Source organism: Streptomyces sp. NPDC088124 (assembly GCF_040685895.1).
In the GTDB taxonomy this organism is placed as follows: Bacteria; Actinomycetota; Actinomycetes; order Streptomycetales; family Streptomycetaceae; genus Streptomyces.
This window is the reverse complement of sequence record NZ_JBFBJB010000029.1, coordinates 32,272-58,382: the sequence shown is the minus strand read 5'-3', so window position 1 is coordinate 58,382 and position 26,111 is coordinate 32,272. Positions and strand designations below refer to the sequence as shown.

Annotated in this window: 24 protein-coding genes; 11 read left to right on the top strand and 13 right to left on the bottom strand. The window is 71.5% G+C overall.

All coding sequences use genetic code 11. The features are described 5' to 3' along the window. Nucleotides 1-23 precede the first annotated feature (23 nt). From AB0P17_RS23975 to mscL, 4 genes are all read left to right on the top strand, one after another. On the top strand, nucleotides 24-401 hold the full coding sequence (locus AB0P17_RS23975; protein WP_365813938.1) for an FmdB family zinc ribbon protein: 378 nt from the start codon (nucleotides 24-26) through the stop codon (nucleotides 399-401). A 126-nt stretch (nucleotides 402-527) separates the two neighbouring features. Then, the gene (locus AB0P17_RS23970) at nucleotides 528-1,361 is read left to right on the top strand and encodes an S-methyl-5'-thioadenosine phosphorylase (RefSeq protein ID WP_365813937.1); all 834 of its coding nucleotides are present in this window, start codon (nucleotides 528-530) and stop codon (nucleotides 1,359-1,361) included. A 628-nt stretch (nucleotides 1,362-1,989) separates the two neighbouring features. After that, complete coding sequence (locus AB0P17_RS23965; RefSeq protein ID WP_365813936.1) at nucleotides 1,990-2,268, top strand: hypothetical protein; 279 nt, start codon at nucleotides 1,990-1,992, stop codon at nucleotides 2,266-2,268. A 225-nt stretch (nucleotides 2,269-2,493) separates the two neighbouring features. Next, entirely contained in the window at nucleotides 2,494-2,982 is a 489-nt protein-coding gene (gene mscL, locus AB0P17_RS23960) for a large conductance mechanosensitive channel protein MscL (protein ID WP_365813935.1), read from the top strand. 76 nt (nucleotides 2,983-3,058) lie between these two features. Here the strand turns inward: mscL and AB0P17_RS23955 are convergent, their stop codons facing one another. Beyond that, nucleotides 3,059-3,283, bottom strand: a complete 225-nt coding sequence (locus AB0P17_RS23955; RefSeq protein ID WP_365813934.1) for a hypothetical protein — start codon at nucleotides 3,281-3,283, stop codon at nucleotides 3,059-3,061. Nucleotides 3,284-3,475: 192 nt separating this feature from the next. On the opposite strand from AB0P17_RS23955, the gene AB0P17_RS23950 reads away from it, so the two are divergent. Continuing rightward, nucleotides 3,476-4,507 (top strand): P1 family peptidase, encoded by a 1,032-nt coding sequence (locus AB0P17_RS23950; protein ID WP_365813933.1) that lies wholly within the window; start codon nucleotides 3,476-3,478, stop codon nucleotides 4,505-4,507. Between the two features lie 146 nt (nucleotides 4,508-4,653). After that, the gene (locus tag AB0P17_RS23945; protein WP_365813932.1) at nucleotides 4,654-5,556 is read left to right on the top strand and encodes a DUF6227 family protein; all 903 of its coding nucleotides are present in this window, start codon (nucleotides 4,654-4,656) and stop codon (nucleotides 5,554-5,556) included. Between the two features lie 112 nt (nucleotides 5,557-5,668). Here the strand turns inward: AB0P17_RS23945 and AB0P17_RS23940 are convergent, their stop codons facing one another. The 4 genes from AB0P17_RS23940 to AB0P17_RS23925 all read right to left on the bottom strand — a co-directional run bounded on the left by AB0P17_RS23940 (nucleotide 5,669) and on the right by AB0P17_RS23925 (nucleotide 11,232). Beyond that, the gene (locus AB0P17_RS23940; RefSeq protein WP_365813931.1) at nucleotides 5,669-7,747 is read right to left on the bottom strand and encodes a fructose-specific PTS transporter subunit EIIC; all 2,079 of its coding nucleotides are present in this window, start codon (nucleotides 7,745-7,747) and stop codon (nucleotides 5,669-5,671) included. A gap of 118 nt (nucleotides 7,748-7,865) precedes the next feature. Further along, nucleotides 7,866-8,825, bottom strand: coding sequence for a 1-phosphofructokinase (gene pfkB / locus AB0P17_RS23935; RefSeq protein ID WP_365813930.1), 960 nt, complete (start codon nucleotides 8,823-8,825; stop codon nucleotides 7,866-7,868). A gap of 11 nt (nucleotides 8,826-8,836) precedes the next feature. After that, the gene (locus tag AB0P17_RS23930; RefSeq protein ID WP_365813929.1) at nucleotides 8,837-9,598 is read right to left on the bottom strand and encodes a DeoR/GlpR family DNA-binding transcription regulator; all 762 of its coding nucleotides are present in this window, start codon (nucleotides 9,596-9,598) and stop codon (nucleotides 8,837-8,839) included. A gap of 104 nt (nucleotides 9,599-9,702) precedes the next feature. Then, a complete protein-coding gene (locus AB0P17_RS23925) occupies nucleotides 9,703-11,232 on the bottom strand; it encodes an MFS transporter (protein WP_365813928.1) in 1,530 nt (509 codons plus the stop codon). Between the two features lie 167 nt (nucleotides 11,233-11,399). Between AB0P17_RS23925 and AB0P17_RS23920 the strand changes: the two genes are divergently transcribed. Further along, the gene (locus AB0P17_RS23920) at nucleotides 11,400-12,455 is read left to right on the top strand and encodes a YafY family protein (RefSeq protein WP_365813927.1); all 1,056 of its coding nucleotides are present in this window, start codon (nucleotides 11,400-11,402) and stop codon (nucleotides 12,453-12,455) included. Between the two features lie 180 nt (nucleotides 12,456-12,635). Here the strand turns inward: AB0P17_RS23920 and AB0P17_RS23915 are convergent, their stop codons facing one another. Beyond that, entirely contained in the window at nucleotides 12,636-13,631 is a 996-nt protein-coding gene (locus AB0P17_RS23915; protein WP_365813926.1) for a sigma-70 family RNA polymerase sigma factor, read from the bottom strand. Between the two features lie 410 nt (nucleotides 13,632-14,041). Beyond that, nucleotides 14,042-14,824 carry a class III extradiol ring-cleavage dioxygenase gene (locus AB0P17_RS23910; RefSeq protein WP_365813925.1) on the bottom strand — a complete coding sequence of 261 codons (783 nt, stop codon included), beginning with the start codon at nucleotides 14,822-14,824 and terminating at the stop codon, nucleotides 14,042-14,044. 114 nt (nucleotides 14,825-14,938) lie between these two features. Between AB0P17_RS23910 and AB0P17_RS23905 the strand changes: the two genes are divergently transcribed. Then, nucleotides 14,939-15,493 carry a MarR family transcriptional regulator gene (locus AB0P17_RS23905; RefSeq protein WP_365813924.1) on the top strand — a complete coding sequence of 185 codons (555 nt, stop codon included), beginning with the start codon at nucleotides 14,939-14,941 and terminating at the stop codon, nucleotides 15,491-15,493. Between the two features lie 129 nt (nucleotides 15,494-15,622). On the opposite strand, the gene AB0P17_RS23900 is transcribed toward AB0P17_RS23905, so the two are convergent. Then, nucleotides 15,623-17,230 (bottom strand): DHA2 family efflux MFS transporter permease subunit, encoded by a 1,608-nt coding sequence (locus AB0P17_RS23900; protein ID WP_365813922.1) that lies wholly within the window; start codon nucleotides 17,228-17,230, stop codon nucleotides 15,623-15,625. 346 nt (nucleotides 17,231-17,576) lie between these two features. Next, the gene (locus AB0P17_RS23895; protein WP_365813983.1) at nucleotides 17,577-18,266 is read right to left on the bottom strand and encodes a helix-turn-helix domain-containing protein; all 690 of its coding nucleotides are present in this window, start codon (nucleotides 18,264-18,266) and stop codon (nucleotides 17,577-17,579) included. Between the two features lie 280 nt (nucleotides 18,267-18,546). On the opposite strand from AB0P17_RS23895, the gene AB0P17_RS23890 reads away from it, so the two are divergent. From AB0P17_RS23890 to AB0P17_RS23880, 3 genes are all read left to right on the top strand, one after another. Beyond that, nucleotides 18,547-19,818, top strand: a complete 1,272-nt coding sequence (locus AB0P17_RS23890) for a M6 family metalloprotease domain-containing protein (protein ID WP_365813921.1) — start codon at nucleotides 18,547-18,549, stop codon at nucleotides 19,816-19,818. Between the two features lie 151 nt (nucleotides 19,819-19,969). Then, on the top strand, nucleotides 19,970-21,343 hold the full coding sequence (locus AB0P17_RS23885) for a diacylglycerol kinase family protein (RefSeq protein ID WP_365813920.1): 1,374 nt from the start codon (nucleotides 19,970-19,972) through the stop codon (nucleotides 21,341-21,343). Nucleotides 21,344-21,486: 143 nt separating this feature from the next. Then, nucleotides 21,487-22,263: an NADPH-dependent F420 reductase gene (locus AB0P17_RS23880; RefSeq protein ID WP_365813919.1), complete on the top strand. Its 777-nt coding sequence runs from the start codon at nucleotides 21,487-21,489 to the stop codon at nucleotides 22,261-22,263. A gap of 71 nt (nucleotides 22,264-22,334) precedes the next feature. On the opposite strand, the gene AB0P17_RS23875 is transcribed toward AB0P17_RS23880, so the two are convergent. The 4 genes from AB0P17_RS23875 to AB0P17_RS23860 all read right to left on the bottom strand — a co-directional run bounded on the left by AB0P17_RS23875 (nucleotide 22,335) and on the right by AB0P17_RS23860 (nucleotide 25,949). Then, nucleotides 22,335-23,183, bottom strand: coding sequence for an SDR family oxidoreductase (locus tag AB0P17_RS23875; protein ID WP_365813918.1), 849 nt, complete (start codon nucleotides 23,181-23,183; stop codon nucleotides 22,335-22,337). 44 nt (nucleotides 23,184-23,227) lie between these two features. Next, nucleotides 23,228-24,418 (bottom strand): FAD-dependent oxidoreductase, encoded by a 1,191-nt coding sequence (locus AB0P17_RS23870; protein WP_365813917.1) that lies wholly within the window; start codon nucleotides 24,416-24,418, stop codon nucleotides 23,228-23,230. Continuing rightward, entirely contained in the window at nucleotides 24,415-24,612 is a 198-nt protein-coding gene (locus tag AB0P17_RS23865) for a ferredoxin (RefSeq protein WP_365813916.1), read from the bottom strand. Before AB0P17_RS23865 ends, AB0P17_RS23870 begins: the two co-directional genes overlap by 4 nt. A gap of 98 nt (nucleotides 24,613-24,710) precedes the next feature. Further along, nucleotides 24,711-25,949, bottom strand: coding sequence for a cytochrome P450 (locus AB0P17_RS23860; protein WP_365813915.1), 1,239 nt, complete (start codon nucleotides 25,947-25,949; stop codon nucleotides 24,711-24,713). Nucleotides 25,950-26,111: the final 162 nt, after the last annotated feature.

Here is a 26,111-nt window from a genome sequence, read left to right as displayed (position 1 = left end):
AGTGAGAGTGCCAGGAGGAGCAAGTGCCGACCTACCAGTACCAGTGCACCCAGTGTGGCGAGGGCCTCGAGGCGGTGCAGAAGTTCACCGATGACGCCCTCACGGTGTGCCCGAATTGCGAAGGACGCCTGAAGAAGGTCTTCTCCGCGGTCGGCATCGTCTTCAAGGGCTCCGGGTTCTACCGCAACGACAGCCGCGGCTCGTCGTCGAGCAGCGCGCCCGCGGCGGCGAGCTCCTCGGGGTCTTCCGGCTCCGGTTCTTCCGGCTCCTCGGGTGCGAAGCCGTCCTCGGACTCCAAGGCCTCGGCGTCCGCCTCGTCCTCCTCGTCGAGCTCCGGCTCCTCGTCGACGAGCGGGTCGTCCGGCTCGTCGAGCAGCTCCAGCGGCTCCTCGGCCGCCTGATTCTTCTCCTTTCACCGCCAGGACCCCGCCGTTCCCCACGGCCGGGGTCCTTTGCGTGGCCCCACACACGCGGGCCCGGCAGGCCCGTACCGAATGTGGGTGCGAGGGTCCCGCTACTGTGACCGGATGATGAATGCAGAGATCGGCGTGATCGGTGGCTCCGGCTTCTACTCCTTCCTGGAGGATGTGACGGAGGTCCAGGTGGAGACCCCGTACGGACTGCCCAGCGACTCTCTCTTCCTCGGTGAGATCGCCGGCCGGAAGGTCGCGTTCCTGCCCCGGCACGGGCGCTCGCACGGCCTTCCCCCGCACCGCATCAACTACCGCGCCAATCTGTGGGCCCTGCGCTCCGTGGGCGTGAGGCAGGTCCTGGGACCGTGCGCGGTAGGCGGACTGCGGCCGGAGTTCGGCCCGGGCACACTGCTCGTACCCGATCAGCTGGTGGACCGCACGAAAGCCCGCACCCAGACGTACTACGACGGACTGCCGTTGCCGGACGGCAGCGCCTCCAAAGTCGTCCATATCTCACTCGCCGATCCGTACTGTCCCGAAGGGCGCAGGACAACCCTGGCGGCAGCGCGTGGGCGTGACTGGGAGCCGGTGGACGGCGGAACGCTCGTCGTGATCGAGGGCCCGCGCTTCTCCACGCGGGCGGAGTCACGCTGGCATGCGGCGATGGGCTGGTCGGTCGTCGGGATGACCGGTCACCCCGAGGCCGTACTCGCCCGTGAACTGGGTCTCTGCTACACCTCCATGACACTCGTGACGGATCTGGACGCGGGGGCCGAGGCCGGCGAGGGCGTCTCCCACGAGGAGGTCCTCAAGGTCTTCGCCGCCAACGTCGACCGGCTGCGCACCGTGCTTTTCGATGCCGTGGCCGGACTGCCGTCGAACGACGCACGCGACTGTCTGTGCGCGCACGCGCTGGACGGAATCGACACCGGGATTCAACTGCCCTGACCCCGATGCGTCTTGATCTTGGACTCGCCCGTTGATCTTGAATCGTCGCGCGATCTTGAATTGCCGGACTCCCGCTCAGGCTACGCACGGAAGCGGGGCAATTCGACGGGTAACCCCCTGAACCACCCTTGCGGGTGAGGGAGTTATCCACAATCGGGAACGGGTCCACAGGCCTCAGCGGGATCTCGGCAGCCGGTGCATCGTGAGGAGCGATCGCAGAAACTTCTCACGTCAGGCGGTGTTCGCCGTGTCCGGTTCCTTCACGCATGATCCCTCCCGCGCCCCCGCGCTTCCCCCCTACGCACACCCGCCCCTCGTCGCCCCGCGTCCCCTGTTTCTTCCGTCCGGTGCTACGCCGGAGCCGCGCGACGTGCCGCCGTTCCCCCCGCTGTGCGTGGGCGGATCACGGCAGCGGCTGCGCAGGGTCCTGAGGAAACGACGGCGGGCGGCGGCGGCCGGTCTGGCCGTGACGGCTGCCGCGCTGGCCGCAGCCGGAGCCGGCGGCGCGGCCGGCGGCACCGCGGGCACCGAGGCCCGTGCGGGGGCCGCCCCGGGCCCCCTCAGCGCGTCGCCGCCGCCCTCCCGAGGTCAGCGGACTCCGCGACCGATGAAAATGGTGTCCGCGCCCGTGCGTATCGCCGACGCGGCGACGGTCCGGCTGCTGCGCCGGGGAGACCGTGTCGATGTGATCGCGTCCGCGGTACCGCCGCCGGGATCCGCGGGGCTCGGGGAGAGCGGGCCCGAGGCGCGTGTGGTGGCGGTGGGCGCCCGGGTCGCGGATGTCCCGAAGGCCCCGGAGATCTCGCCGGAGGGCGGGGCCCTGATCGTTCTGTCCGTGCCGCGCGCCACCGCCACGGCGCTGGCCGGAGCGAGCGCCACCTCGCGGCTGGCGGTGACGCTGTGCTGATCCGCGCGGTGTGGAGTCGGGTACGGAGCGGCGCCACGCGGGCGCGGCCGGTTCTAGGACGTCTGCTCCGGAGGGGGGTGGAGCTGGGCCGTGCGGTCCGGACTCGCACCGGCGAGCTGTGGCGTCGTCTGATCGCGTGTGCGGAGTGGACAGCGCGGGCACGCGCTGCCGTAGGTTGCGGAACAGATTGTCACCCCTACAGCACATGTGAAGAAAGGCTCACTCGTGAGCAAGGAGAAGGAAAGCGTCCTGGAGGGCTTCAAAGCCTTCCTGATGCGCGGCAACGTGATCGACCTCGCGGTGGCGGTGGTCATCGGGGCGGCGTTCACCAACGTGGTGACGTCGGTCGTCAAGGGCGTCATCAACCCGGTGGTCGGCGCGTTCGGCACACAGGATCTGAACAAGTACAGCTCGTGCCTGAAGGCACCCTGCGAGATGAACGACGCGGGCGAGGTAGCCCGAGGCATTCCGATCATGTGGGGGACGGTGCTGAGCGCGGTTCTCACCTTCCTGATCACGGCGGCCGTCGTGTACTTCCTGATGGTGCTGCCGATGGCCAAGTACCTCGCCCGGCGCGCCAGGCAGCAGGCCGCCAAGGAAGAGGTCCAGGAGGTCATCGAAGTCAGCGAGCTGGAGGTGCTCAAGGAGATCAGGGACGCTCTGGTCGCGCAGCGCGGCCCCGGCGGCGGCAGCCCGGGCCGGAGCACGCCTTAAGGTCTCGCGTACGGATCGTGCCGGGCTCGCGCGCCCTGGTGGCGCACCGTGGGACGCCCGGCCCGGGGCGGTCGCCTCAGATGTGGTGGGGGGGCTTCTCGTCGAGGAAGCGGGCGAGATCGGCGGAGCCGCCGCTGCCCGTGGGGCGGTCCCCCCAGCCGTCGTCGGTGTCGTCCGAGGACTGCTGGTCCAGCGGATCGTCGAAGATCAGCGCGGCGTGCGGACGCGGCGGCCCGCTCGGCCGGCGCGGCTCGGGGTGCTGTTCCGCGGGGGCCGGGTCGGGGGTCGGGGTGGTGCTCATACCTCCAGAGTACGGGGGCGCCTGTGCCGTCGGTGCGTACGCGGACGTGCGGCGGACGGCGCCCGGGGCCGGGATCGGCCGACGCGCGCGCGGCCCACCTCGGACTCCGCCGACGCCCGCTCCGCCCTCCCCACGCCGTTTCTCCGGCGTACAGCGCTTCACTGCCCGAAGCGCGTGGTACGCATGGGGCTCATGGCATCGAATAACGCACTGACCGACGTGGCGGGCCTCCGGGTAGGGCACGCTCAGGTGGCCGGTGATCGCGCGCTCACCGGCACCACCGTCGTGCTCGCCCCGGAGGGCGGGGTGGTCACCGCCGTGGACATACGCGGCGGCGGTCCGGCCACGAAGGAGACCGACGCGCTCGACCCGCGCAACATCGTCCAGCGCACGGAGGCCGTCGTGCTGACGGGCGGCAGCGCGTACGGGCTCGACTCGGCGTCCGGTGTGATGGCGTGGCTGGAGGAGCAGGGGCGGGGCATACGGGTCGGCGCCGACCCGGGTCAGGTGGTGCCCGTCGTCCCGGCGGCGGGCATCTTCGACCTGGGGCGCGGCGGTGACTGGCGGATCCGGCCCGACGCGGCGACCGGGCGGGCGGCGGTGGAGGCGGCGGCAGCGTCGTCGGGCGGGGCGCCGGTCGCGGAAGGGTGTGTGGGCGCGGGGGTCGGCGCCCTCGTCGGGCCGGTCAAGGGCGGCGTGGGGACGGCGAGTACGGTCCTGGAGTCCGGAATCACCGTCGCCGCGCTGATCGTGGCCAACGCGGCGGGCTCCGCGATCGATCCGCTGACCGGCGTGCTGTACGGACGCTACTTCAGCGGCCGTACGGAGTACCCGACACCTGAGGTACATCAGGCGGCGCAACGACGACTGGCCGAATTGAGCAAGCGGAACGGCCCCGCTCCGCTCAACACCACCCTGGCCGTGGTCGCCACCGACGCCGAACTCTCCCGCGCCCAGGCGCAGAAGCTCGCGGGGACGGCGCACGACGGCATCGCGCGCGCCGTCCGTCCTGTGCATCTACTCAATGACGGGGATACTGTTTTCGCGCTGTCGACGGGCGTCCGGCCTCTGCCCGAGGGGGATTTGCTCGCTCTCAACGCGATACTGGCAGCAGGCGCGGACGTGGTGACCAGGGCGATCGTCTCGGCCGTGCGTGCGGCGGAAGGGGTCGACGGGCCTGGCGGGACGTTCCCTTCGTACCGCGAGTTGTACGAGCTCGACTGAGGGGCGTGTCCGGCGAGTTGACAAGGGGCGCGCGGGAACTTTGCGTACGCCCCCTTCGTTTTCCCAAACTTAGGACGCGATGTCAGCCCTAGGCACTACGTTATGCAATCACCAAGTGACATGTGGCGACGGCCTGGAGACCCATCTTGAACGATCCCTACGAGACAACCGAGACGCACCTCGAGCGACTCCTGGGTCGGGCACTCAACTCCTTCGACCTGCCTGACGCATTGGTCGATCGACTCGACCGTGCGCTGGCGCACGCCAGCTCGCTGTGTTCCGCGCACCACAGTGCGGGGCTGCACCGCGAGACGTACCGGCACACCTATCTGCTCAACGACGGCAGCGCGCTCAGCCTTTGGGAGCTGGTGCACAACACCGGCCGGGACGGCGCGCGGCTGCATGAGCTGTACGGGGACGAGTCCGAGGCCCAGCTCGCCGCGGCGCGGCTGTGCCGTCCGGGCAGTCCGGAGGCACCGCGGCTCTCGTCGGCCGGCCCGCACCAGGAGGGCGACGAGGCGTACTGGGGAGAACGAGGATGCCTGGACGACGAACTCCGGGAGGAGGAGCCCCGAAGTCGTGAGACGGCCATGGACGACCTCGCGACCGATCTGCTCGCCGAGCTGGAGTCGGAGCGCACGGCGGAGATCGACGCTCATCTCGCGTTGATCCGCGGACTGCGCGCGCTGCCCGCCCCGGCGTCCGCGCCGCGGCACCGGCTGTACTCACCCGACAACTCCCCGGACCACGCCCGCAGAGTGCTGCGCCGGGCGGAGAACGCGGACTGCCCGGGTGAGGAGACCAAGCTCCTGCTGAAGACGGCGTTCGCGCATCACATCACGCAGGTCTTCGGCCGACAGTGCCAAGTCGAGGGGAAGGACGCGGGGTTCATGCTCTACGAGCACGCGTTCCTGCTGATCGACGGCACCGAGATGAGCCTGTGGGAGGTGGAGCACACGGCGACTCCGGACGGCCGGCACATGTGTGAGGTGTACGGGGCCGAAGAGACGGCGCGCGAAGCCATGGAGCTCCGCGCGCGGGTTCTGTGAGAGCCTGCCGGGGCTGAGCGGCCCAGGCCGGGAGGAAGGTCGTACGGCCGCCAGGGGTGGACGGACCGTACGACCCTCCCGGGATGGGCAGGGGCGGGGTCGGCCGGTGGTCTCAGACGCCCACGGGCACCTTGGCCTCCGCTCCGGCGCCGCTCGCTCCGTCGGCTCCGGCCCCGGCGGCCTGGTCCGGACGGCCGGTCTTCCGTGCTCCCTTGAGCAGGATGACCAGTCCGGCGGTGACGGCCGTACCCGCCGCGATCGCGATCAGGTAGAGGAACGGATTGCCGATCAGCGGGACCACGAAGACGCCGCCGTGCGGGGCCCGCAGCGTGCACTCGAAGAGCATTGAGAGTGCGCCGGTCACCGCGCCGCCGGCCATCGCGGACGGGATCACCCGCAGCGGGTCGGCCGCGGCGAACGGAATCGCGCCCTCGGTGATGAAGGAGGCACCGAGCACCCAGGCGGCCTTGCCGTTCTCGCGTTCGGTACGGGTGAACAGCTTGCCGCGCACGGTCGTGGCGAGCGCCATGGCCAGGGGCGGGACCATGCCGGCGGCCATCACGGCGGCCATGACCTTCAGGCTGCCCTCGTTGGGGTTGGCGAGACCGCCGACGGCGAAGGCGTAGGCGACCTTGTTGAGCGGGCCACCCAGGTCGAAGCACATCATCAGGCCGAGGATGACGCCGAGGATGATCGCGTTGGCCCCGGACAGGCCGGAGAGCCAGCTGGACAGGGCTTCCTGGAGCGAGGCGATCGGCTTGCCGACCACCAGGAACATCAGGAATCCGACGACCGCGGAGGAGATCAGGGGGATCACGACGACAGGCATGATGCCGCGCAGCGGGGCGGGCACCTTGACCCGCTGGATGGCCATCACCACACCACCGGCGATCAGACCGGCGGCGAGGCCGCCGAGGAAGCCCGCGTTGATGGTGAGGGCGATGGAGCCGCCCACGAAGCCGGGCACGAGACCTGGGCGGTCCGCCATCCCGTACGCGATGTAGCCCGCGAGGACGGGCACCAGGAAGCCGAAGGCCAGGCCGCCGATCTGGAAGAGCAGAGCGGCCCAGCTCATGCTCTCCGTCCAGACGAAGTGCTCGGCGACGGAAGGGGCCTTGTTGACGGTGTAGCCGCCGATGGCGAAGCCGAGGGCGATGAGGAGACCGCCCGCCGCGACGAACGGGACCATGTAGCTGACACCCGACATCAGCCACTTGCGCAGCTTGGTGCCGTATCCCTCGCCGGGCTCTCCCGCGTCGTCGACGGGTGAGCTGTGGGCGCCCGCGGCGTCACTGATCTCACCGCGTTCGGCCTTGCCGCGTACCTCGGCGATCAGCTCGGCGGGGCGGTTGATGCCCGCCTTGACGCCGACGTCGACCGTCGGCTTCCCGGCGAAGCGTTCCTTCTCCCGTACGGGCACGTCGTGCGCGAAGATCACGCCGTCGGCGGCGGCGATGACGGCCGGGTCGAGCCGGTTGAAGCCGGAGGAGCCCTGCGGTTCGACGACGAGTTCGACGCCGGCCTGCTGTCCGGCCTGTTCCAGGGCCTCGGCGGCCATGTAGGTGTGCGCGATGCCGGTGGGGCAGGAGGTGACCGCGACGATCCGGAAGACCTGGGGAGCGGCCGGGGCGGCCGCCTGGGCCTGCGCTCCCGGTGCCTCTTCCGGTGCCTTCTCGGACGCTGTCTCCGGGGCCTTGGCCGGCTCGGGCGTCGCGGGGGCAGCGGCTGCCTCGGCTTCGGCCGGCGTGGGCTCCTCGCCACGGATCAGCGCGGCGGTCGCCGTCGCGTCCGTCGCCGACCGGAGCGCGGTGGTGAACTCCTCGTTCATCAGGCGGCGGGCCAGGGCGGAGAGGATCGTGAGGTGCGCGTCGTCGGCGCCTGCCGGGGCCGCGATCAGGAAGATCAGGTCGGCCGGGCCGTCGGGGGCGCCGAAGTCGATGCCCCGCGCCGACCGGCCGAAGGCCAGCGTCGGTTCGGCGACATGGGCGCTGCGGCAGTGCGGGATGCCGATGCCGCCGTCGAGACCGGTCGGCATCTGCGCCTCGCGCGCGGCCACGTCGGCCAGGAAGCCGTCCAGGTCGGTGACCCGGCCCAGGGTCACCATCCGCTCGGCCAGCGAGCGGGCCGCTGCTTCCTTGGTCTCGGCGGCCAGGTCGAGGTCGACCAGGTCCGCGGTGATCATGTCGCTCATCGCGGGCTCCTTTGCTCGCTTATCGCGCGGGTCAGGTCCAGAAGGGGGACGGGGAGGGGAACAGGGGAATCAGGGGAAAGGGGCGAAGCAGGAATGGGGGCTGGGGACGGCAAGGGGGTCATGAGGCGGGCTCCCTGAGGAGGCGGTCGAGCGGGATGTCGGCGGTCACCGTGACCGCCGCCGGGTCCAGATCCCCGGGCGCCGGCATGACGCTGCCCGGGAGCTGTACCGCCGCCGCGCCGTGCGCGACGGCCGACGCGAGCGCCTCCGGGCCCTCGCCGCCCGCCGCCAGGAACCCGGCGAGCGAGGCGTCGCCCGCACCGACGTTACTGCGGACGGTGGTGACCGTGGCGGAGCCGAAGTACGTCCCCGCCCCGGAGACCAGGAGCTGGCCGTCCGCGCCGAGGCTGGCGAGGACGGCTGCGGCACCGTACGTGCGCAGCTCCTCCGCGGCCTTGACGGCGTCGCCGACGGTCGCGAGGGGGCGGCCGACGGCCTGGGCCAGTTCTTCGGCGTTCGGCTTGACGACGTCCGGCCGCTCGCGCAGCGCGGCCAGCAGTGAGGGGCCCGAGGTGTCGAGCGCGATCCTCGCCCCCGCGTGATGGGCGCCGGCGACCAGTTCCGCGTACCACTCGGGGGCCAGTCCGCGTGGCAGGCTGCCGCAGCAGGCGATCCACGCCGCGGAGGCGGAGTGGGTACGGATCTGCGTGCGCACCACGGCGAGCAGCGACTCCGACTCCTCCGCGGTCAGCTCGGGCCCCGGCGCGTTGATCTTGGTCAGGGTGCCGTCGGGCTCGGCGAGCGCGATGTTGGAGCGGGTCGCCCCCGCGACCGGCACCGGAGCGACCTCTATCCCCTGCCCGGCCAGCAGCTCCGCGACCAGCGCCCCCGGGGCGCCTCCGAGGGGCAGCACGGCGACCGTACGACGGCCGGCCGCCGCGACGGCGCGGGAGACGTTGACACCCTTGCCGCCGGGGTCCATGCGCTCGGCGGTGGCCCGCAGCACCTCGCCACGGTCGAGGGCCGGGACCTCGTACGTACGGTCCAGGCTCGGGTTGGGGGTGACGGTGAGGATCATGCGGCGTTCTCCTAAACACACAGCACTTCGGTGCCGGCGGCCTCGATGGCCGTGACATCCGAAGGGCTGAGCCCGCTGTCGGTGATGAGCAGGTCGACATCGGCGAGCGTGCCGAAGCGCGCGAAGTGCTCCTGGCCGTGTTTGGCCGAGTCGGCGAGCAGCACCACACGCCGCGCCGCGCCGATGACCGCGCGCTTCACGGCGGCTTCGGCGAGGTCGGGGGTGGTGAGACCGCCTTCGGGGGAGAAACCGTTCGCGCCGAGGAAGACGACATCGGCGCGGATCTCCCCGTAGGCCCGCAGCGCCCAGGCGTCGACGGCGGCGCGGGTGCGGTGCCGGACCCGCCCGCCGACCAGGTGGAGGTAGATCCCCGGGTGGTCGGCGAGGCGGGCGGCGACGGGGAGGGAGTGGGTCACGACGGTGAGCCCGCACTCCAGCGGCAACTCGGCCACGAGCCGGGCGACGGTCGATCCGGCGTCCAGGATCACGCTGCCGTCCTGCGGCAGTTCCGCGAGCGCCGCGTGCGCGATGCGGTCCTTCTCGTCGGCGGCGGTGGACTCGCGCTCGGCGAGGTCGGGCTCGAAGTCCATCCGCCCGGCCGGTATGGCCCCACCGTGCACGCGGCGTACGAGACCGGCCCGGTCGAGTGCCTTCAGGTCACGCCGTACGGTCTCCGCCGTGACCTGGAACTGCTCGGCGAGCGACAGCACGTCGACGCGTCCGCCCTCGCGGGCCAGGCGCAGGATCTCCTGCTGACGCTCCGGTGCGTACATGTGGGTTTACGTCCGTTCAGTGCCCGAACCTGTGGTTTCGGCGACACGCTACGCCCACATTTCTGGAAAGTAAACAGATTCGGGCGAACAACGGACACGATCAGTCATTCCGCGTCCGTACCCACACCGGTAGCCGCTTCCGTGCTCGTTTCGGCGGTCGGCTCGGCGGCCGGTTCGGCGGTCGGCTTCGGCGGAAGCGCGAACATCATGGTGAAGATGACCGCGAGCACGGCCACCACCCACCACAGCGCGTGCTGGAAGCCATCGGCGAAGGCCTCGTTCATCGCGCTCGCCGGCCGGTCGTCGACCACCCCGAAGAACACCACCGACACCAGTCCGAGCCCCAGCGCGTTGCCCATCTGCTGCGTGGTGTTGATCAGGCCGGACGCGGATCCCGAGTGTTCGCGCGGGACACCCGAGAGCACCGCGTCCGTCAGCGGGGCGACGATCAGACCCATGCCCGCGCCCATCACCACCAGGGGCAGCGCCATCTGCCAGGAGCTGATCTCCAGGCCATACCGTCCGGCCGCGCCGATGTAGAGCAGCAGCCCCGCGATCATCGTCAGCGCGCCCGCCTGGAGGACCCCGCGCCCGAAGCGCGGGACCAGCTTCTGTACCGAGAGACCGGCCGCGACCGATACGGCGAGGGAGAACGGCACCCCCGTGAGCCCCGCGTGCAGCGGGCTCCAGCCGAGACCGATCTGCATGTACAGCGTCCAGACCAGGAAGAAGATGCCCAGCGCGACCCCGAAGGTGAGCTGGACCGCGACGCCCGCGGCGAAACTCTTCACCCGGAACAGGGACAGTTCGATCAGCGGCGACCCGTCCTTGCGGGTCTTCCTCCGCTCGTACGCCACCAGCACCGCCAGCACGCCGAGACTGCCGGCCATGCAGACATGACCCCACAGCGGCCAGCCCAGCTCGCGGCCGCGGGTGAGGGGATAGACGAGCATCAGCAGCGCGACCGTCACCAGCACCACGCCCACCAGGTCGAGCCGCAGCGCCTTGGGCGCCTGGGACTCGACGATGAACCGCCGGCCGAGCAGCACTCCGGCCACGCCGACCGGCAGGTTGATGAGGAAGATCGGGCGCCATTCCAGACCGAGGAGGTTCCACTGGGTGAGCAGCGCGCCGAGCAGCGGGCCCGAGACCGCGCCGAGGCCGACGATCGCCCCGAACAGCCCGAAGACCTTGCCACGCTCGTGGGCGGGGAAGGTGACATGGATGATCGCCAGCACCTGGGGCACCATCATCGCGGCCATGGCGCCCTGGAGCAGCCGCGAGCCGACCAGCATCTCCGGGCTGCCCGCGAAGCCGCAGAGCGCGGAGGCCACCGTGAATCCGCTGATACCGATCAGGAAGAGCCGCTTGCGGCCGTATATGTCACCGAGTCGGCCACCGGTGATCAGCCCGGCGGCGAAGGCGAGCGCGTACCCGGCGGTGATCCACTGGATCGCCCCGAACGTCGCGCCGAGGTCCCGCTCGATGCTCGGAATGGCGATGTTGACGATGGTGACATCGACCAGGTCCATGAAGGCGGCCGTCATGACCACGGCCAGGGCCAGCCAGCGGCGCCGGTCTCCGGCCTCCGGAGCCCGCTCTGAGGGGGCCTCCAGAGCGGCGGACGGTGCCACGGGTGACGGGGCAGGAGATGGGACGGGAGGGGCTGCGGGTGCTGCCGGGGACGCCGGGGACGCCGGGGATGCCGGGGATGCCGGGGACGTGGTGGGTGAACTCATGCGCCACAAATTAGGGAGCATTCAGGTCGGAACATGTCCTAGATGACGCGCACCATGGACGCATGACCGACACCCCGGCACGGCTCCTGAGGCTGCTCTCCCTCCTCCAGACCCCGCGCGAGTGGCCGGGCAGCGAACTGGCCGAGCGGCTCGACGTCAGCGCGCGCACCATCCGCCGCGACATCGACCGGCTCCGCACCCTCGGATACCCCGTCGAGGCCACGATGGGGGCGGTCGGCGGTTACCGCCTCGTCGCCGGTGCGGCCATGCCCCCGCTGCTCCTCGACGACGAGGAGGCCGTGGCCATCGCCGTCGGCCTGCGGGCCGGGGCGGGCCACGCCATCGAGGGCGTCGACGAGGCGTCCGTACGCGCCCTGGCCAAGCTGGAGCAGGTGCTGCCGTCCCGGCTCCGGCACCGTGTCTCCACCCTCCAGACGGCGACGATGCCGCTCACCCGCGGGGACGGCACGACCATCGACCCGGACACCCTCACGGTGATGGCCGGAGCCGTCGCCGGCACCGAGCGGCTGCGCTTCGGCTACCGCTCCGGGGACGGCACGGAGACGAAGCGGCAGGTCGAGCCGTACCGGCTGGTCTCGACCGGCAGGCGCTGGTATCTCGTCGCGTACGACCTGGAGCGCGACGACTGGCGTACGTTCCGGGTCGACCGGGTCAGCGCGCCGTTCGCCACCGGTGCCCGGTTCTCCCCCCGCGAGCTGCCGACGGGGGACGCCGCGCAGTTCCTGGTCCGTTCCATGTCACGGATGCAGCCCCAGGTGGACGTGGACGTCACCTTCCGGGCGCCCGCCGAGTTCGTGGCGGCCCGTCTTCCGGCGCATCTCGGCGCGCCCGAGTCCACCGGGCCGGGCTCCTGCCGGCTGCGTACGACCGTCGGCGACTCGCTGGAGTGGCTGGCGCTGCGCCTGGCGCTGGTGGACTGCGAGTTCACCGCGCACGCCCCGGCCCAGCTCACCGGGTATCTGCGAGAGCTGGGGGCCCGGCTGACCCGGGCCTCCGTCGCCGTCTCCGCCGCTTCCCCGGCCTCTCCGGCCTCTCCGGCTTCCGTGGCCTCCCCCGCCTCCGCCGCTTCCCCTGCCTCTCCGCCGACGACCGCTTAGGAAGGCCGCTCAGCGAGGGGTGAGCCCTTGGCAGCGCAGGTGCCGGGGCAGAAGGGAGCCCCGGCACCTGGGGGGGGGTTGGTGCCGGGGCTCGTCTCTGGGGCCGACGCGTCGGCCGTCCCGTACCGCTCGGAGAACGAGTGCGGGTAAAGGGGACACTACGGCCAAGACGCGGCGACGTCACGCCGCCGCGTCGAAGCCGGTGTCCCGCGCCATCTTTTTCAGCTCCAGCAGCGCGTGCTTCTCGATCTGGCGGATCCGCTCGCGGGTCAGGCCGTGCTGCTTGCCGACCTCGGTCAGCGTGCGCTCGCGGCCGTCCTCGATGCCGTACCGCATCTTGATGATCGAGGCGGTGCGCTGGTCGAGCTTGCCGATCAGATCCTCCAGCTCCTCGCTGCGCAGCAGCGTGAGCACGGACTGCTCGGGCGAGACCGCGGAGGTGTCCTCCAGCAGATCACCGAACTGCGTGTCCCCGTCGTCGTCCACCGACATGTTGAGGCTGACCGGGTCACGGGCCCAGTCCAGGACATCGATGACGCGCGCCGGATTCGAGTCCAGCTCGGCGGCGACCTCCGTGGGCTCCGGGTCGCGGCCGTGCTCCCGGTTGAACTCCCGCTGCACGCGGCGGATCCTGCCGAGCTCCTCCACGAGGTGAACGGGGAGCCGGATCGTGCGCGACTGGTCGGCTATGGAGCGGGTGATGGCCTGGCGGATCCACCAGGTCGCGTACGTCGAGAACTTGAAGCCCTTGGCGTAGTCGAACTTCTCGACCGCGCGGACCAGGCCCGCGTTGCCCTCCTGAATGAGATCCAGCAGCGGCAGACCGCTGCGCGGGTAACGGCGCGCGACAGCCACCACCAGACGGAGGTTCGAGCGTATGAAGACGTCCTTCGCGCGCTCGCTCTCGGCGACGAGTGCCTCCAGCTCCTCGCGTGAGGCGCCGCCCGCCTCGCTCTCCACCTCTCCGTCGAGGATCTGCCGGGCGTAGACTCCGGCCTCGATGGTCTGCGACAGCTCGACTTCCTTTGCTGCGTCGAGCAGCGGCGTACGCGCGATCTCGTCGAGGTACATGCCGACCAGGTCGCGGTCGGCGATCTCCCCGCCTACAGCGCGAACACTGCTTGCCGCTTTCGCCCCGCTGGAGGCGGAACGACGGGCGACGGCACGGGTTGCCATGCGAGCTCCCTTACTGAACTGAGTAGGTCGCGACACCCTTCCGGGTGCCCTGCATCCGTTGGAAACAACGACTGGAATCCGGACAGAATTCCCATGGCGTGCATGGATTTTGTGATCATGCAGTACCCTGTGCCGTCGACCGGCTGGCCCGGCCCCTCTGATGGACAGAGAAGCGCAGGTCAGGACAGTTACCGAAGCTGATGCCGAGCGCGCTCACGGAGTAGCGCCACCGGCGGCTTCAGCAGCTCCGCTCACTTCTTGAAGACGACCCGCATGCGACTTTGGTTGCTCAGCGATCGCCGCGCCGCCGCCGGGCAGGCACCCCACCGCCGCCGGGCAGGCACCCCACCCGGGCCCGGCGGGGCACCCCACCGGCACCGGGCAGGCCCCCGCCCGCGCCCGGCGGGCGCTCAGCCGAACTGGAGCGATCTCTTCGCCAGGCCCATCCAGAAGCCGTCGATGACGCTCCTGCCGGTACCCAGCTCGTGCTCTGCGGCCCCGAGCGTCACGAACAGCGGGGCGAAGTGCTCGGTGCGGGGATGGGCCAGGCGGCCGGCCGGGGCCTTGTGCTCGAAGTCGAGAAGGGCGTCGATGTCCTGCGCCTGGACCGCCCGCGCACCCCAGTCGTCGAACTCCTCGGACCAGCCAGGTACGCCTGGACCCTGGTGGCGCAGTGCCGCGAGGTTGTGGGTGAAGAAGCCGCTGCCGACGATCAGGACACCCTCGTCGCGCAGCGGGGCCAGCTTGCGGCCGATGTCCAGCAGCTTGCGCGGGTCGAGCGTCGGCAGGGAGATCTGGAGCACGGGGATGTCCGCGTCGGGGAACATCTCGACCAGCGGTACGTACGCGCCGTGGTCCAGCCCGCGGTCCGGCACATCCTGGACGGGCGTACCGGCGCCGCGCAGCAGCTTCCGTACGGAGTCCGCGAGCCCCGGGGCGCCGGGGGCGTCGTAACGCACCTGGTAGTAGTGCTCGGGGAAGCCCCAGAAGTCGTACACCAGCGGTACGGACGCGGTGGCGCCCAGCGCGAGCGGGGCCTCCTCCCAGTGCGCCGAGACCATCAGCACGGCCTTGGGGCGCGGCAGCGCCGCCGACCAGGCCGCCAGCTCCCCCGGCCAGACGGGGTCGTCGGCCAGGGGCGGGGCCCCGTGGGAGAGGTAGAGGGCGGGCATCCGCTCCGCGACGGCGTTCATGGCGACTCCCGGGTCATGGGTCACGCGGGCCCAAAATTTGAAAGCTCAAGCATTCATTTCTTAGCAGCTTAACCACAGCTAGTTTAACTTTCAAGAATGAGTACAGTGGAATACATGACCATGGCATCCACCGGCACAGGAGCCGGCCCAGGCGAAGACACCGGCGAGGCTGAGCACCGAGTGGAGGAGACCCGCTGGCTCAGCGACGAGGAGCAGCGCGTCTGGTTGAACTACGTCCATGCGACGACCCTGCTGGAGGATCACCTCGACCGTCAGCTCCAGCGTGACGCGGGGATGCCGCACGTCTACTACGGGCTCCTCGTCAAACTCTCGTCGGCACCGCGCCGCCGGCTGCGGATGACGCAGCTCGCCATGGAGGCCAAGATCACCCGCTCGCGGCTCTCCCACGCGATCGCGCGGCTGGAGGAGAACGGCTGGGTGCGGCGCGAGGAGTGCCCCTCCGACAAGCGGGGGCAGAACGCGTACCTCACGGACCAGGGTTTCGAGATGCTGAAGCGGTCGGCGCCGGGCCATGTCGCCGCCGTACGCCAGGCGATCTTCGACCGGCTCACCCCGGAGCAGGTCGCTCAGCTCGGCGAGATCATGCAGGTGATGGCGGAAGGGCTGCAGCCCGAGGGGACGGGCGCGGATCTGCCCTGGCGCCGCTGACTCCTGGGAGCGGCGGCGCCAGGGGAGATCCGTCGTCGTCCCGGCCGTTTCGCCTTTGGTTCTGCCTTTGGTTCTGCCTTTGGTTCTGCCTTTCGTTTTCGCCTTTCGCCTCCGGTCAGTGCGTCGCGATCAGTGCATCGCGACCGGGAGCTGCACCTCGTCCGCCTCCGCGCCCTGCGTACCGCCCGCGCCCGGAGCGCCCGCCGCGGCGCCGGGGCGGCCGGTGTTGATAAGGGTGACCGCGATCGCCGCCGCGACGGTGAGGATGCCGACCGCCCACCAGATGGCGCTGGAGAACCCGGCCACCAGGGCACGCATCTGGAGCAGCTGCGCGTCGCCGCCCGCGGTGGCGGCGTGCGAGGCGAGGTACGAGGTCGTGGCCGAGGCCGCGATCGTGTTCAGCAGGGCCGTCCCGATCGCGCCGCCCACCTGCTGCGAGGTGTTGACCATCGCGGAGGCGACACCCGCGTCACGCGGTTCGATACCGAATGTCGCGAGCGACATGGCCGGCATGAACGCCGTACCCATGCCCAGGCCCAGCAGGAGCTGGCCGGGCAGGATCACACCCGCGTACGAGGAACCGAGGTCCAGCCGGGTCAGCAGCAGCATGCCGACCGCCGCGACCAGGAAGCCGGGGCCCATCAGGTAGCGCGGCGGGACCCGGGTCATCAGCCGGGCGCCGATCTGGGTCGAGCCCGTGATCATGCCCGCGATCATCGGGAGGAAGGCGAAGCCCGTCCGGACCGGCGAGTACCCCTGCACCACCTGGAGGTAGTACGTCAGGAAGAGGAACAGGCCGAACATCGCGATGATGGCCAGGCCCAGCGAGAGGTAGACACCGGCACGGTTGCGGTTGGTGACGACGCGCAGCGGAAGCAGCGGGGCCTTGACCCTCGACTCGACGACCGTGAAGAGGACGAGCAGGAGCGCCGCCGCCACGAAGAGCGTGACGGTGACGGGGTGGCTCCAGCCGTCGGACTCGGCGCGCGTGAAGCCGTACACCAGCGAGACCAGGCCCAGCGTCGAGAGCACGACACCGGGGATGTCGAGCGCGGAGCGGTTACGGCCCGCCGCGGGCTCGCGGATCACGAAGTACGCGCCGAGCGCGGCCACCACCGCGAACGGGATGTTGACGAAGAACGTCCACCTCCAGTCCAGGTATTCGGTGAGGAACCCGCCGAGGATCAGCCCGACGGCGCCACCGCCACCGGCGATCGCACCGAAGATGCCGAACGCCTTGGCGCGCTCCTTGGCGTCGCTGAAGGTCACCGCGAGCAGCGAGAGCGCGGCGGGCGCGAGGAGCGCGCCGAAGACGCCCTGCAGCGCGCGGGCGCCGAGCAGCATCGCCTCGCCGCTCGCGGCACCGCCGATGGCGGACGCGGCGGCGAAGCCGATCAGGCCGGTGACGAAGGTGCGCTTACGGCCCCACAGGTCGGCGATGCGGCCGCCGAAGAGCAGCAGACCGCCGAAGGCGAGGGCGTAGGCGGTGATGACCCACTGCTTGTTGCCGTCCGATATCCCCAGGTCCTGCTGGGCGGAGGGCAGCGCGATGTTCACGATGGTCGCGTCGAGCACGACCATGAGCTGGGCCAGCGCGATGAAGACGAGCGCCTTCCAACGCCCTGGATCGGGGGCCGACGAGGCCTCGGGGGCGCCGGGGCTGCCTGGGGCACCTGCGGCACCTGGGGTACCTGGGGTACCTGGGGCAGGAAGCCGCTTTTCGGCTGCTTTTGACATGGAGGTATCCACCTAAGGATGCAGAAAGGGCGAAACGTACGTAAGGACAGGCGACGCTGCCGGCCTTACGAAGTCATTGCGGGGTGATGACGGCGGCGTGAAGCCGTCGCGGGCAGCGCGTGGCCCGCTGGCGGGCCTGGCTGCCGGTGGTCGTGGATGGGCCTTGGCTCAGCAACGCGTCGACTCGTCGGCCGAGCTGCGCACGTGCGCGTTCGTGCGTCCCCGCCGCGTCCGCGCGTCCGCGCGTCCGGCAAGGCTGGTTCGGGTCGGTCAGGGATTCAGGACGTTCTTCGCTTCGGGCCTGCTCCTGCGCGAGGCCTGCTCTGGTTCTTGGTTCAAGGGCGCGTCACGGAGCGGCGCGGCGCAGATCCTCCAGGGTCGCGGCCGAGCCGGGCAGTTCGGACCGGGCGGGGGTCTCCAGTCCGTCCAGGAAGAGCTGGAGGTGCCGGTGCGCGAACCGGTCCATGGCGAGACAGCCGCTGTCGGGCAGCGGTCGGGTGAGCTGGGACAGCGCGACCATGAGATCGCCGGACTCGACGTCCGGGCGCAGCCGCCCCGCCTGCCGTGCCCGCTCCATCAGCCCTTCGACGGCGCCTTCGAGGCGACGGCGCGCGGCCTCCAGATCGGGACGGTTCCGGTCGAACGCCTCGGAGAGCATCGAGCAGAGCGCGCCGATCCGCTCGTCCGCCGCCGCGTGCGTGAAGCGGCGCAGCGCGGTGAACGCGTCGGCCTCCTCGGCGGCGATCCGCTCCGCCTCGTCGGCGACCTTGGCCATGACGGCGAGGACGACCTCGTGCACGAGGGCGTGCCGGTCGGCGAAGTGCCGGTAGAGCGTGGCGTTGCCGATGCCGGCGCGGCGGGCGATCTCGTCCAGCGGCGCCTCGGAGCCGTACTCCACGTACGCCTCACGGGCCGCCGCCACGATCCGCTCCCGGTTGCGCAGGGCGTCCGCGCGCGGCCGGGGAGCGCGGCGCGCCTCCGGTCCCGCGGCGGCGGAAGGGGCGGCCGTGGCCGTACCCCCGGCCGCCGCGCCCATGGCGGTGCCGGATGCGACGGCGGCGGTGACGGTCACGTCGCGCCCCTTCCCATGTCGTGGTCGTTCGGTCCGCATGCCCCCGGCCATCCGGGGACGTAGATGCAAACGGGGAACTCGTCCCCGGTTATTTCACCCATCAGTGTGACCTGAGCCACAGCCCCGGCTTCAGGGGGTCCATACCCGATCGGCGCACCCAGCGAGCGCCGACACGCCCACCGTCGGAGGGTGATCTGACGGAGGGCAGTCAGGACGGTCGGCTGCCGAGAAGGAAGGCGGCCGCATGCGGCAGAGGCTTCTCATACCCGGACCCGGCGCCCGCCGTCTCGGCGCTCTCGCCGGTCTCGCGGCGCTCACCCTCGCCGCCCTGACCAGCGCGAGCGGCACCCTCCCCGTCGCCGGCCACGCGGGGCCCGCCGCGGTCAAGGACATGAGCCGCGGGCCGTGCCGTATCTCCGCCGCCACCGCCGTGGCGATGTCGGAGGGGCTGCCCACACCGCCCGGCTACACCCGCTCGACCGGTCGGATCCGCGCCCTCAACCTCATGATCGACTTCTCGGACGCACCGGGCCCCGGGAAGGCGCTCGACCGGCTCGCCGAGTTCTTCCCGAAGACGTCGGAGTGGTTCAGGACCAGTTCGTACGGGCGCCTCGACTACCGTCCCGAGGCGCCGGTCAAGGACTGGCTGCGGATGCCGCTGCCGTTCGCGGAGTACGGGATAGAGCGCGGCGCGCCCTACGAGCCCGGCTACCGGCGGCTGGTCGCCGACATCGTGACCGCCGCCGACGACCGGGTGAACTTCGCCGGGTACGACCTGGTCAATATCCTGGTGACGCCCAACGCCGGCCCTTCGGCACTGGACACCGTCCTGTCCGTCACCTTCTCGGGCAACGCGGACGCCCCGAAGGGTGACGGCGTACCGCTCGCCAACACGTCCTTCGTCTACAGCCGCCAGGACGACGGCTCCGGCTCGTACGGCGACACCGGCTACCGGGTCCTGCCGCACGAGAACGGGCATGTCTTCGGCCTCCCCGACCTCTACACGGTGGACGGCGGCGGCTCGGTCGGGCACTGGGACATCATGTCCGAGGACTGGGGCGCCAACAACGATCTGCTGGGCTGGCACAAGTGGAAGCTCGGCTGGCTCGACGACGAGCAGATCGGCTGTGCGTCGGAACGCGGCACCACGGACCATCTGCTCGGTCCGCTGGCGACGCCGGGCGGGCCGAAGATGGCCTTCGTGCCGATCTCCGCGGAGTCGGGGTACGCCGTGGAGGTGCGGACGCGGGCCGGGAACGACGAGGCGGTCTGCGAGCCGGGCGTGCTGGTCTACCGCGTGGACGCCGCCGTCGACACGGGGCGCGGTCCGGTCACGATCGCGGACAGCAGCGAGAACAGCGGCGGCTGTACGCGACGTCCGAACGTCCACGCGGAGCTGTCGGACGCGCCGTACCGGCCGGGGCAGTCCTTCGAGGACCGCGACAACGGGATCCTGATCTCGGTGCTGTCGGAGGAGCCGAAGGAGCACTTCAAGGTACGGGTGACCCGGTCCTGACGTGCCGGCGCAAGGAGGGGCGCGCGGCGCGCGGGCGGATGGCCACGGGACGGTCACCGGCCCTACCATGTCGCGCTGTCGAGCGAATGTGATCACGTGAAAGGCCGCCGGGCCGGTCGGGTACCGGGCCGCGTGATCGGTGGGAGAAGCGGTGGTTGTGGAATTCGGCGAGCGCGCCCATGCCGCGCAGCGCTGGTCGGCGCGGGTCTCGCTGGCCTCCGCCGGAGCGGCCGTGCTGCTGCCGATCGGGTACGCGGGCGCCGCCAGTGTGCTGCTGGTCGGCGTCATCGTGGCCGGGACGGCCCTCACCGCAGCGGCCGTCTGGTGGGTCCTGACCCGCCGCGGGGCCGCCCGGGCCGGGGCCGGGGCGCTGGCCGTGGCGACACCGCTCACCGTCCTCGGGTTCTTCGACGCGGCGAACCTGCTGTGGCTGGTCCTGGTCTCCGCGGCGCTGTGGGCGCTGGCCGTCTGGACGGGCCGTACCGCGCTCAGCAGTACGGGCGCCACGCCCGCCCCGGCCATGACGGAGTACGAGACGGCGCCGCCCCGGCGTCCCTTCCTCATCATGAACCCGCGCTCCGGCGGCGGAAAGGTCGGCAGGTTCGGGCTGCGGGAGAAGGCGGAGCGGCTCGGCGCGCGCGTCCTGCTGCTCGACACGGGCCGTCATCAGGACGTGGCCGCCCTCGCCCGTACGGCCGCCGACGACGGGGCCGATCTGCTGGGCGTGGCGGGCGGCGACGGCACTCAGGCCCTGGTGGCGGCCGTGGCGGCGGAGCGGGGGCTGCCGTTCCTGGTGATCTCCTCCGGGACCCGCAACCACTTCGCGATGGACCTGGGGCTCGACCGGGAGGACCCGGCGGCCTGCCTGGACGCGCTGACCGACGGCGTCGAACTCCACGTCGACCTCGGCTTCGCGGGCGGGCACCCCTTCGTCAACAACGCGTCCTTCGGGGCGTACGCGGCGGTCGTGCAGAGCCCCGCCTACCGCGACGACAAGGTACGCACCACCCTTGAACTGCTGCCCGAGCTGCTGACCCACGAGCGCGGCCCCCTGCTGACGGCCACCGCCACCGCCACGGACGGAACACCGGTCACCGTGACCGGCCCGCAGGCCCTCCTGGTGAGCAACAACCCGTACCGCACGGAGGACCCGGCCGGTCTGGGCTTCCGCGAGCGGCTGGACTCGGGGGCGCTCGGGCTGCTCGGTGTACGGGTCGACAGCGCGGCGGAGGCGGCCGGGCTGCTGCGCGGCCGGCAGTCGGCCGGGCTCACGGTCCTGACGGCCGACGAGGTGACGGTGGACGCCGACCGTGCGGAGATCGAGGTCGGCGTCGACGGGGAGGCGCTGGTCCTGCCCACGCCCGTACGGTGCCGCATCGAGCCCGGCGCCCTGCGCGTACGGGTCCCGAGGAACCGGCCGGGCGTCCCGGCGGTGAAGCCGCCCCTGGACTGGCGGCGGCTGCGCAAGCTCGCGGCGACGGTCGGCCGTACGGCGGTCGCACGACGCGGACGCCCCGCCGGGTGACTTGGGGCCGTGGACGTCCCCCGCCGACCACGTGTCATGCCCTTCAGCGGATGGAGATTGCAGGAGCGATACGCGGGATCTACGGTGACACCGGGTTTCACTTTCCTTCCTTGGATTCACCATAGAAACGGAGATGCGACATCGTGTCCGAGAACCAGATCCGGCCCCCGCTCCGCACACTGGGGCTCATCGGCACCGGCATGATCGGCGGCGGGCTGGCCCGGCTCGCCGTCGCGGCCGGACTGGATGTCGTACTGAGCAATTCGCGCGGCCCCGAGACCCTCACCGAACTCGTCACCGAACTCGGCGGGCACGCCCGGGCGGCCACGCCCGCCGAGGCCGCCCGGGCGGGCGACCTCGTGGTGGCGACCATCCCGCTGCGCGCCTACCCGCGGCTCTCCGCCGCGGACCTGGCGGGCAAGATCGTCATCGACACGATGAACTACTACCCGGAGCGCGACGACCGCATCGCCGAACTGGACGCGGCCGAGCGGACCTCCAGCGAGATGGTGCAGCGGCACCTCGCCGGTTCGCGCGTGGTCAAGGCGTTCAACAACATCGACTTCCGCCGCCTGGTCACCAGCGCCCGGCCCGCCGGAGCCACCGACCGCAGCGCCCTGCCCGTCGCCGGTGACGACGCGGACGCGAAGGCGCGGGTGGCGGAGCTGCTGGACCTGATCGGCTACGACGCGGTGGACATCGGCACGCTCGCCGAGAGCTGGCGCAGCGAGCCCGGCACCTCCGGCTACGTACGGCCGTACATGGGAGCGCGGCCCCAGGGGATGGACGAGGAGGCGCAGCGACGCTGGTTCTTCGAGTCCCCGGGGGTCCCGGTCGGCGTCGACCGGGTCAGGGAGCTGGCCGCCACGACCGACCGCGTCGCCCCGGGCGGCGCCCGCGCGGCCCTCTCGGAGGACTGAGCGGCCGAGGAGTGAGCGGTCGAGAAGTGAGCGGTCGAGAAGTGAGCCGCCGAGGAGTGAGTGGCGGCTCCTCAGCGCCGCATGTGCCAGCGGATCCAGCCGGCCTGCCCGCCGTCGACGAGCAGGTCGGTGCCGGTGATGTAGAGCGCCTCCGGCCCGGCCAGAAAGGCCACGGCGTCGGCGATCTCCCCGGGCGTGCCGGTACGGCCCGCGCCGCACGCCTCGACCATGCGGAGCATGTGTCCTTCCGGATCCGAGTCGGCCTCCGCCTTCGACATCGCGGTGGAGATGACCCCCGGGCTGACCGTGTTGATCCGGGCGCCGCGCAGGTTCCAGGCGAGCGCCGCGGCCTCCACCCGTACGTGGTTGGCCCGCTTGGCCACGATGTACGCGGCCGTCGCGTCCTCCCCCACCGCGGTGACCGCGCCCAGAGCGAGCAGTTCCTCCGCCGGGGCCGTCGCGAGGGCGGCCTCGTCCTCGCGGCTCAGCGAGGCGTAGTGGCCCGCCATGCTGGAGACGCAGACCAGCGAGGTACCGCGCACGGCCACCCGCTCGAACGCGTCGATCACATGGACCGTGCCGAGCAGGTCGACATCGAAGATCTTCCGGGCCGACGAGGTGGCGGCCGCGACCCCCGCCGTGTGCACGACGGCCGTCAGCCGGCCCTCGCCCGCGGCCGTCCGCGCCAGCTCCTCGACGGAGGCGCGGTCCGACACATCGGTCGGCACGCCCCGTACGGCGTACCCCTCGGCGCTCAGCGCGTCGACGGTCCGGTCGAGCTGGTCCCGCGAGGCGTCGGCGAGGATCAGCGTCCGCCCGCTGCCGAGCCGCCGCGCGACGGCCGATCCCATGCCGCCCGCCCCGGTGACCACCACCACGTCCCGCGCGTCGTCGTACGTACGGTCCTGCGTGTCCTGCATGAACGATCCCTTTCTCCTTGGGCGTCCGGTCGTTGAAGGATTGGTCAGGCGAGCTCGGCCGGCACGGCCGCCCCGTCCGGCACGGTCCCGTCCCAGGAGGCGCCCGCCGCGACGGCCTGGCGCCACCGCCGGAGCTCCTTGGGCGGCATCCCGACCGCGAGGGCTCCGGTCACCCGGTCCCCGGTGCGGTACACGGCCACGAACCGGCGCTCCGCCAGATCCCCGGCCACGACGGCGACCTCCTCGTGGCCGCGCAGGTGTCCGTACGCCTGGATCTTCATGTCGTACTGGTCCGACCAGAAGTACGGGACAGGCGCGAACGGCTTGCGCGCGTCCGGGCGGAGGAGGTTGCGGGCGGCGGCCATGCCCTGTTCGGCCGCGTGCGTACGGTGCTCGATCCGCATGTCGACTCCGAACAGCGGGTTGTGCCAGCGGGCCACGTCGCCCGCCCCGTAGACACCGGGGGCGGCCTCGCAGTACGCGTCGCACACCAGCCCGTCGCCGATGGTCAGCCCGCTCGCCGCCAGCCAGTCGGTGTTGGGCAGCGACCCGACGGCGACCAGGACCTCGTCCGCCGCGACCAGGCCGCCGTCGGCGAGGAGCACACCGTCCTCGGTGATCTCCCGCACCGCGACACCGGTGCGCAGGTCCACGCCGTGGTCGAGGTGGGCCCCGGACAGGACGCGGCCGACCTCCTCGCCGACCGCGTGGGCCAGCGGCACCGGGGCGGGTTCGAGCAGGGTGACCCGCGCGCCGAGCCCACGGGCCACGGCGGCGGCCTCCGCACCGAGGAACCCGGCACCCACCACGGCCAGATGACGCCCCGGGCCGAGCCGGTCCCGCAGCGCGAGGGCGTCGTCGAGGGTGCGCAGCACATGCGCACCCGCGCCGGGCAGCCGCCGGGGCCGTACACCGGTGGCCACGATCAGCCCGTCGTACCCCAGCCGCGTCCCGTCCGCCAGCCGCACCGTACGGTGCGCCGGGTCCAGCCCGGTCGCCGCCAGCCCCAGCCGCAGATCGAGGCCGAGGGCTTCGAGATCGGCGTACGGGCGCAGCGGCAGGCGCTCGGGGCTCCACTCCCCGGCGAGGATCTGTTTGGAGAGCGGCGGCCGGTCGTACGGGGCGTGCGGCTCCGCTCCGACCAGGGCGAGAGCCCCGTCGTACCCCTCCCTGCGCAGGGTCTCGGCCGCCGCGAGCCCGGCGGCCGAGGCACCCACGACCACGATCCGTTTCACCGCTCCACCAGCCGGATGGCGGCTGCCGGGCAGATCGCCACGGCTTCGCGCACGCCGTCGAGGAGGGCATCGTCAGGATGCTCCTCCAGCAGGATCGCGACGCCGTCGTCCTCCCGCTGGTCGAAGACCTCGGGGGAGGCCATCACGCACTGCCCCGATGCGACGCACTTCGGCTCGTCCAGTTCTACACGCATGATCGTTCACCTCTGTTTGTTCGTGGGGGTGTGGGACGTCACCAGGGGGTGTGGGACGTCACCAGGGGGTGTGGGGCGTCACCGGGGGGTGCGGGACGTCACCACGTGACCGGCAGGCTGTGGACGCCGTACGTCGTCCCGGTGTGGTCGAACTCCAGCTCCGCGATCTCCGCGTCCAGGCGCAGCGTGGGGATCCGGCGGTAGAGCGTGCCGTACACGACCTGGAGCTCCAGACGGGCCAGGTTCTGTCCGAGGCACTGGTGCGGCCCGTAGCCGAACGCCTGGTGCTGGCGCGCCGGACGGGTCAGGTCCAGGCGCTCGGCCTCGGGGAACGCCTCCGGGTCCCAGTTCGCCGCGTGCAGGTCGAAGATCATCCCGTCGCCCGCCTTGATGACGACACCGCCGATCTCGATGTCCTCCTTGGCGACGCGCCGCACCCCGGTCTGCACGATCGACAGGTAGCGGAGCACCTCATCGACCGTGTTCGCGATCACCTTCGGGTCGTCGGTGTCGCGCAGCAGGGCGAGCTGGTCGGGGTGTTGCAGCAGCGCCAGGGTGCCCAGGCTGATCATCGTGGCGGTGGTCTCGTGACCGGCGATGAGCATCGCGACGCCCATGTTGACGGCCTCGGGGCGGCTCATCTCGCCGGCCTTGACGCGTCCGGCCATCTCCGAGAGCACGTCGTTGCCGGGGGCCGCCGTCTTCTCTTCGAGCAGCTTGTCCAGGTACGCCGCCAGCGCGCCGCTGACCTCGCGCGCCTTCGCCGGCGGCACCGTGCTGTCCAGCACCGTGCTGCTGCTGGTCTGGAAGAAGTCGTGGTCCTTGTACGGCACCCCGAGCAGCTCGGCGATCACGAGGGACGGCACCGGCAGCGCGAAGGTCTTGAGCAGGTCCGCCGAGCTCGGCCCGGCCAGCATCTCGTCGATCAGATCGTCGACGATCTTCTGGATCGGCTCCCGCATCTTCTCGATCCGCTTGATGACGAACGGCCCGTTGACGGTCCGCCGCAGCCGGGTGTGCTCCGGCGCGTCGGTGTTCGTGATCATCCGCGGCGTCAGCGGCGCGATCTCGGCGCGGTGCGCGTTCACGTACGGGAAACCGGGGTCGAGGTCGTCGTCGCTGACGCGGGGGTCGGTGAGCAGGGTCCGCTGGTCGGCGTGGCGGGTGATCAGCCAGGGCGTGCCGCCGTTCCAGATCCGTACCTTCGTGATCGGCTGCTCCGCGCGCAGCTTCTGCGCGGTCGGAGGGGGCGCCAGCGGGCACTGCGCGGCGCGCTCCATCGGGTACTCCGGCAGTGGCTGCGTACCGCCCGCGGGGCAGGACAGGGTCTCGGTCATGGCATCTCCTCCGTGTCTGTGGGGGGTCGAGATCCGGGAGGGTGAAGAGCTCGACTGGACACCCATGGAAGGGGAGCGGACTGACGGCCCCCGGCCAGTCGCCTGACATAACCCTGACGTGACGCACCTCACAGCCGAGGGGTGTGGTGGCCCCTGTTCCGG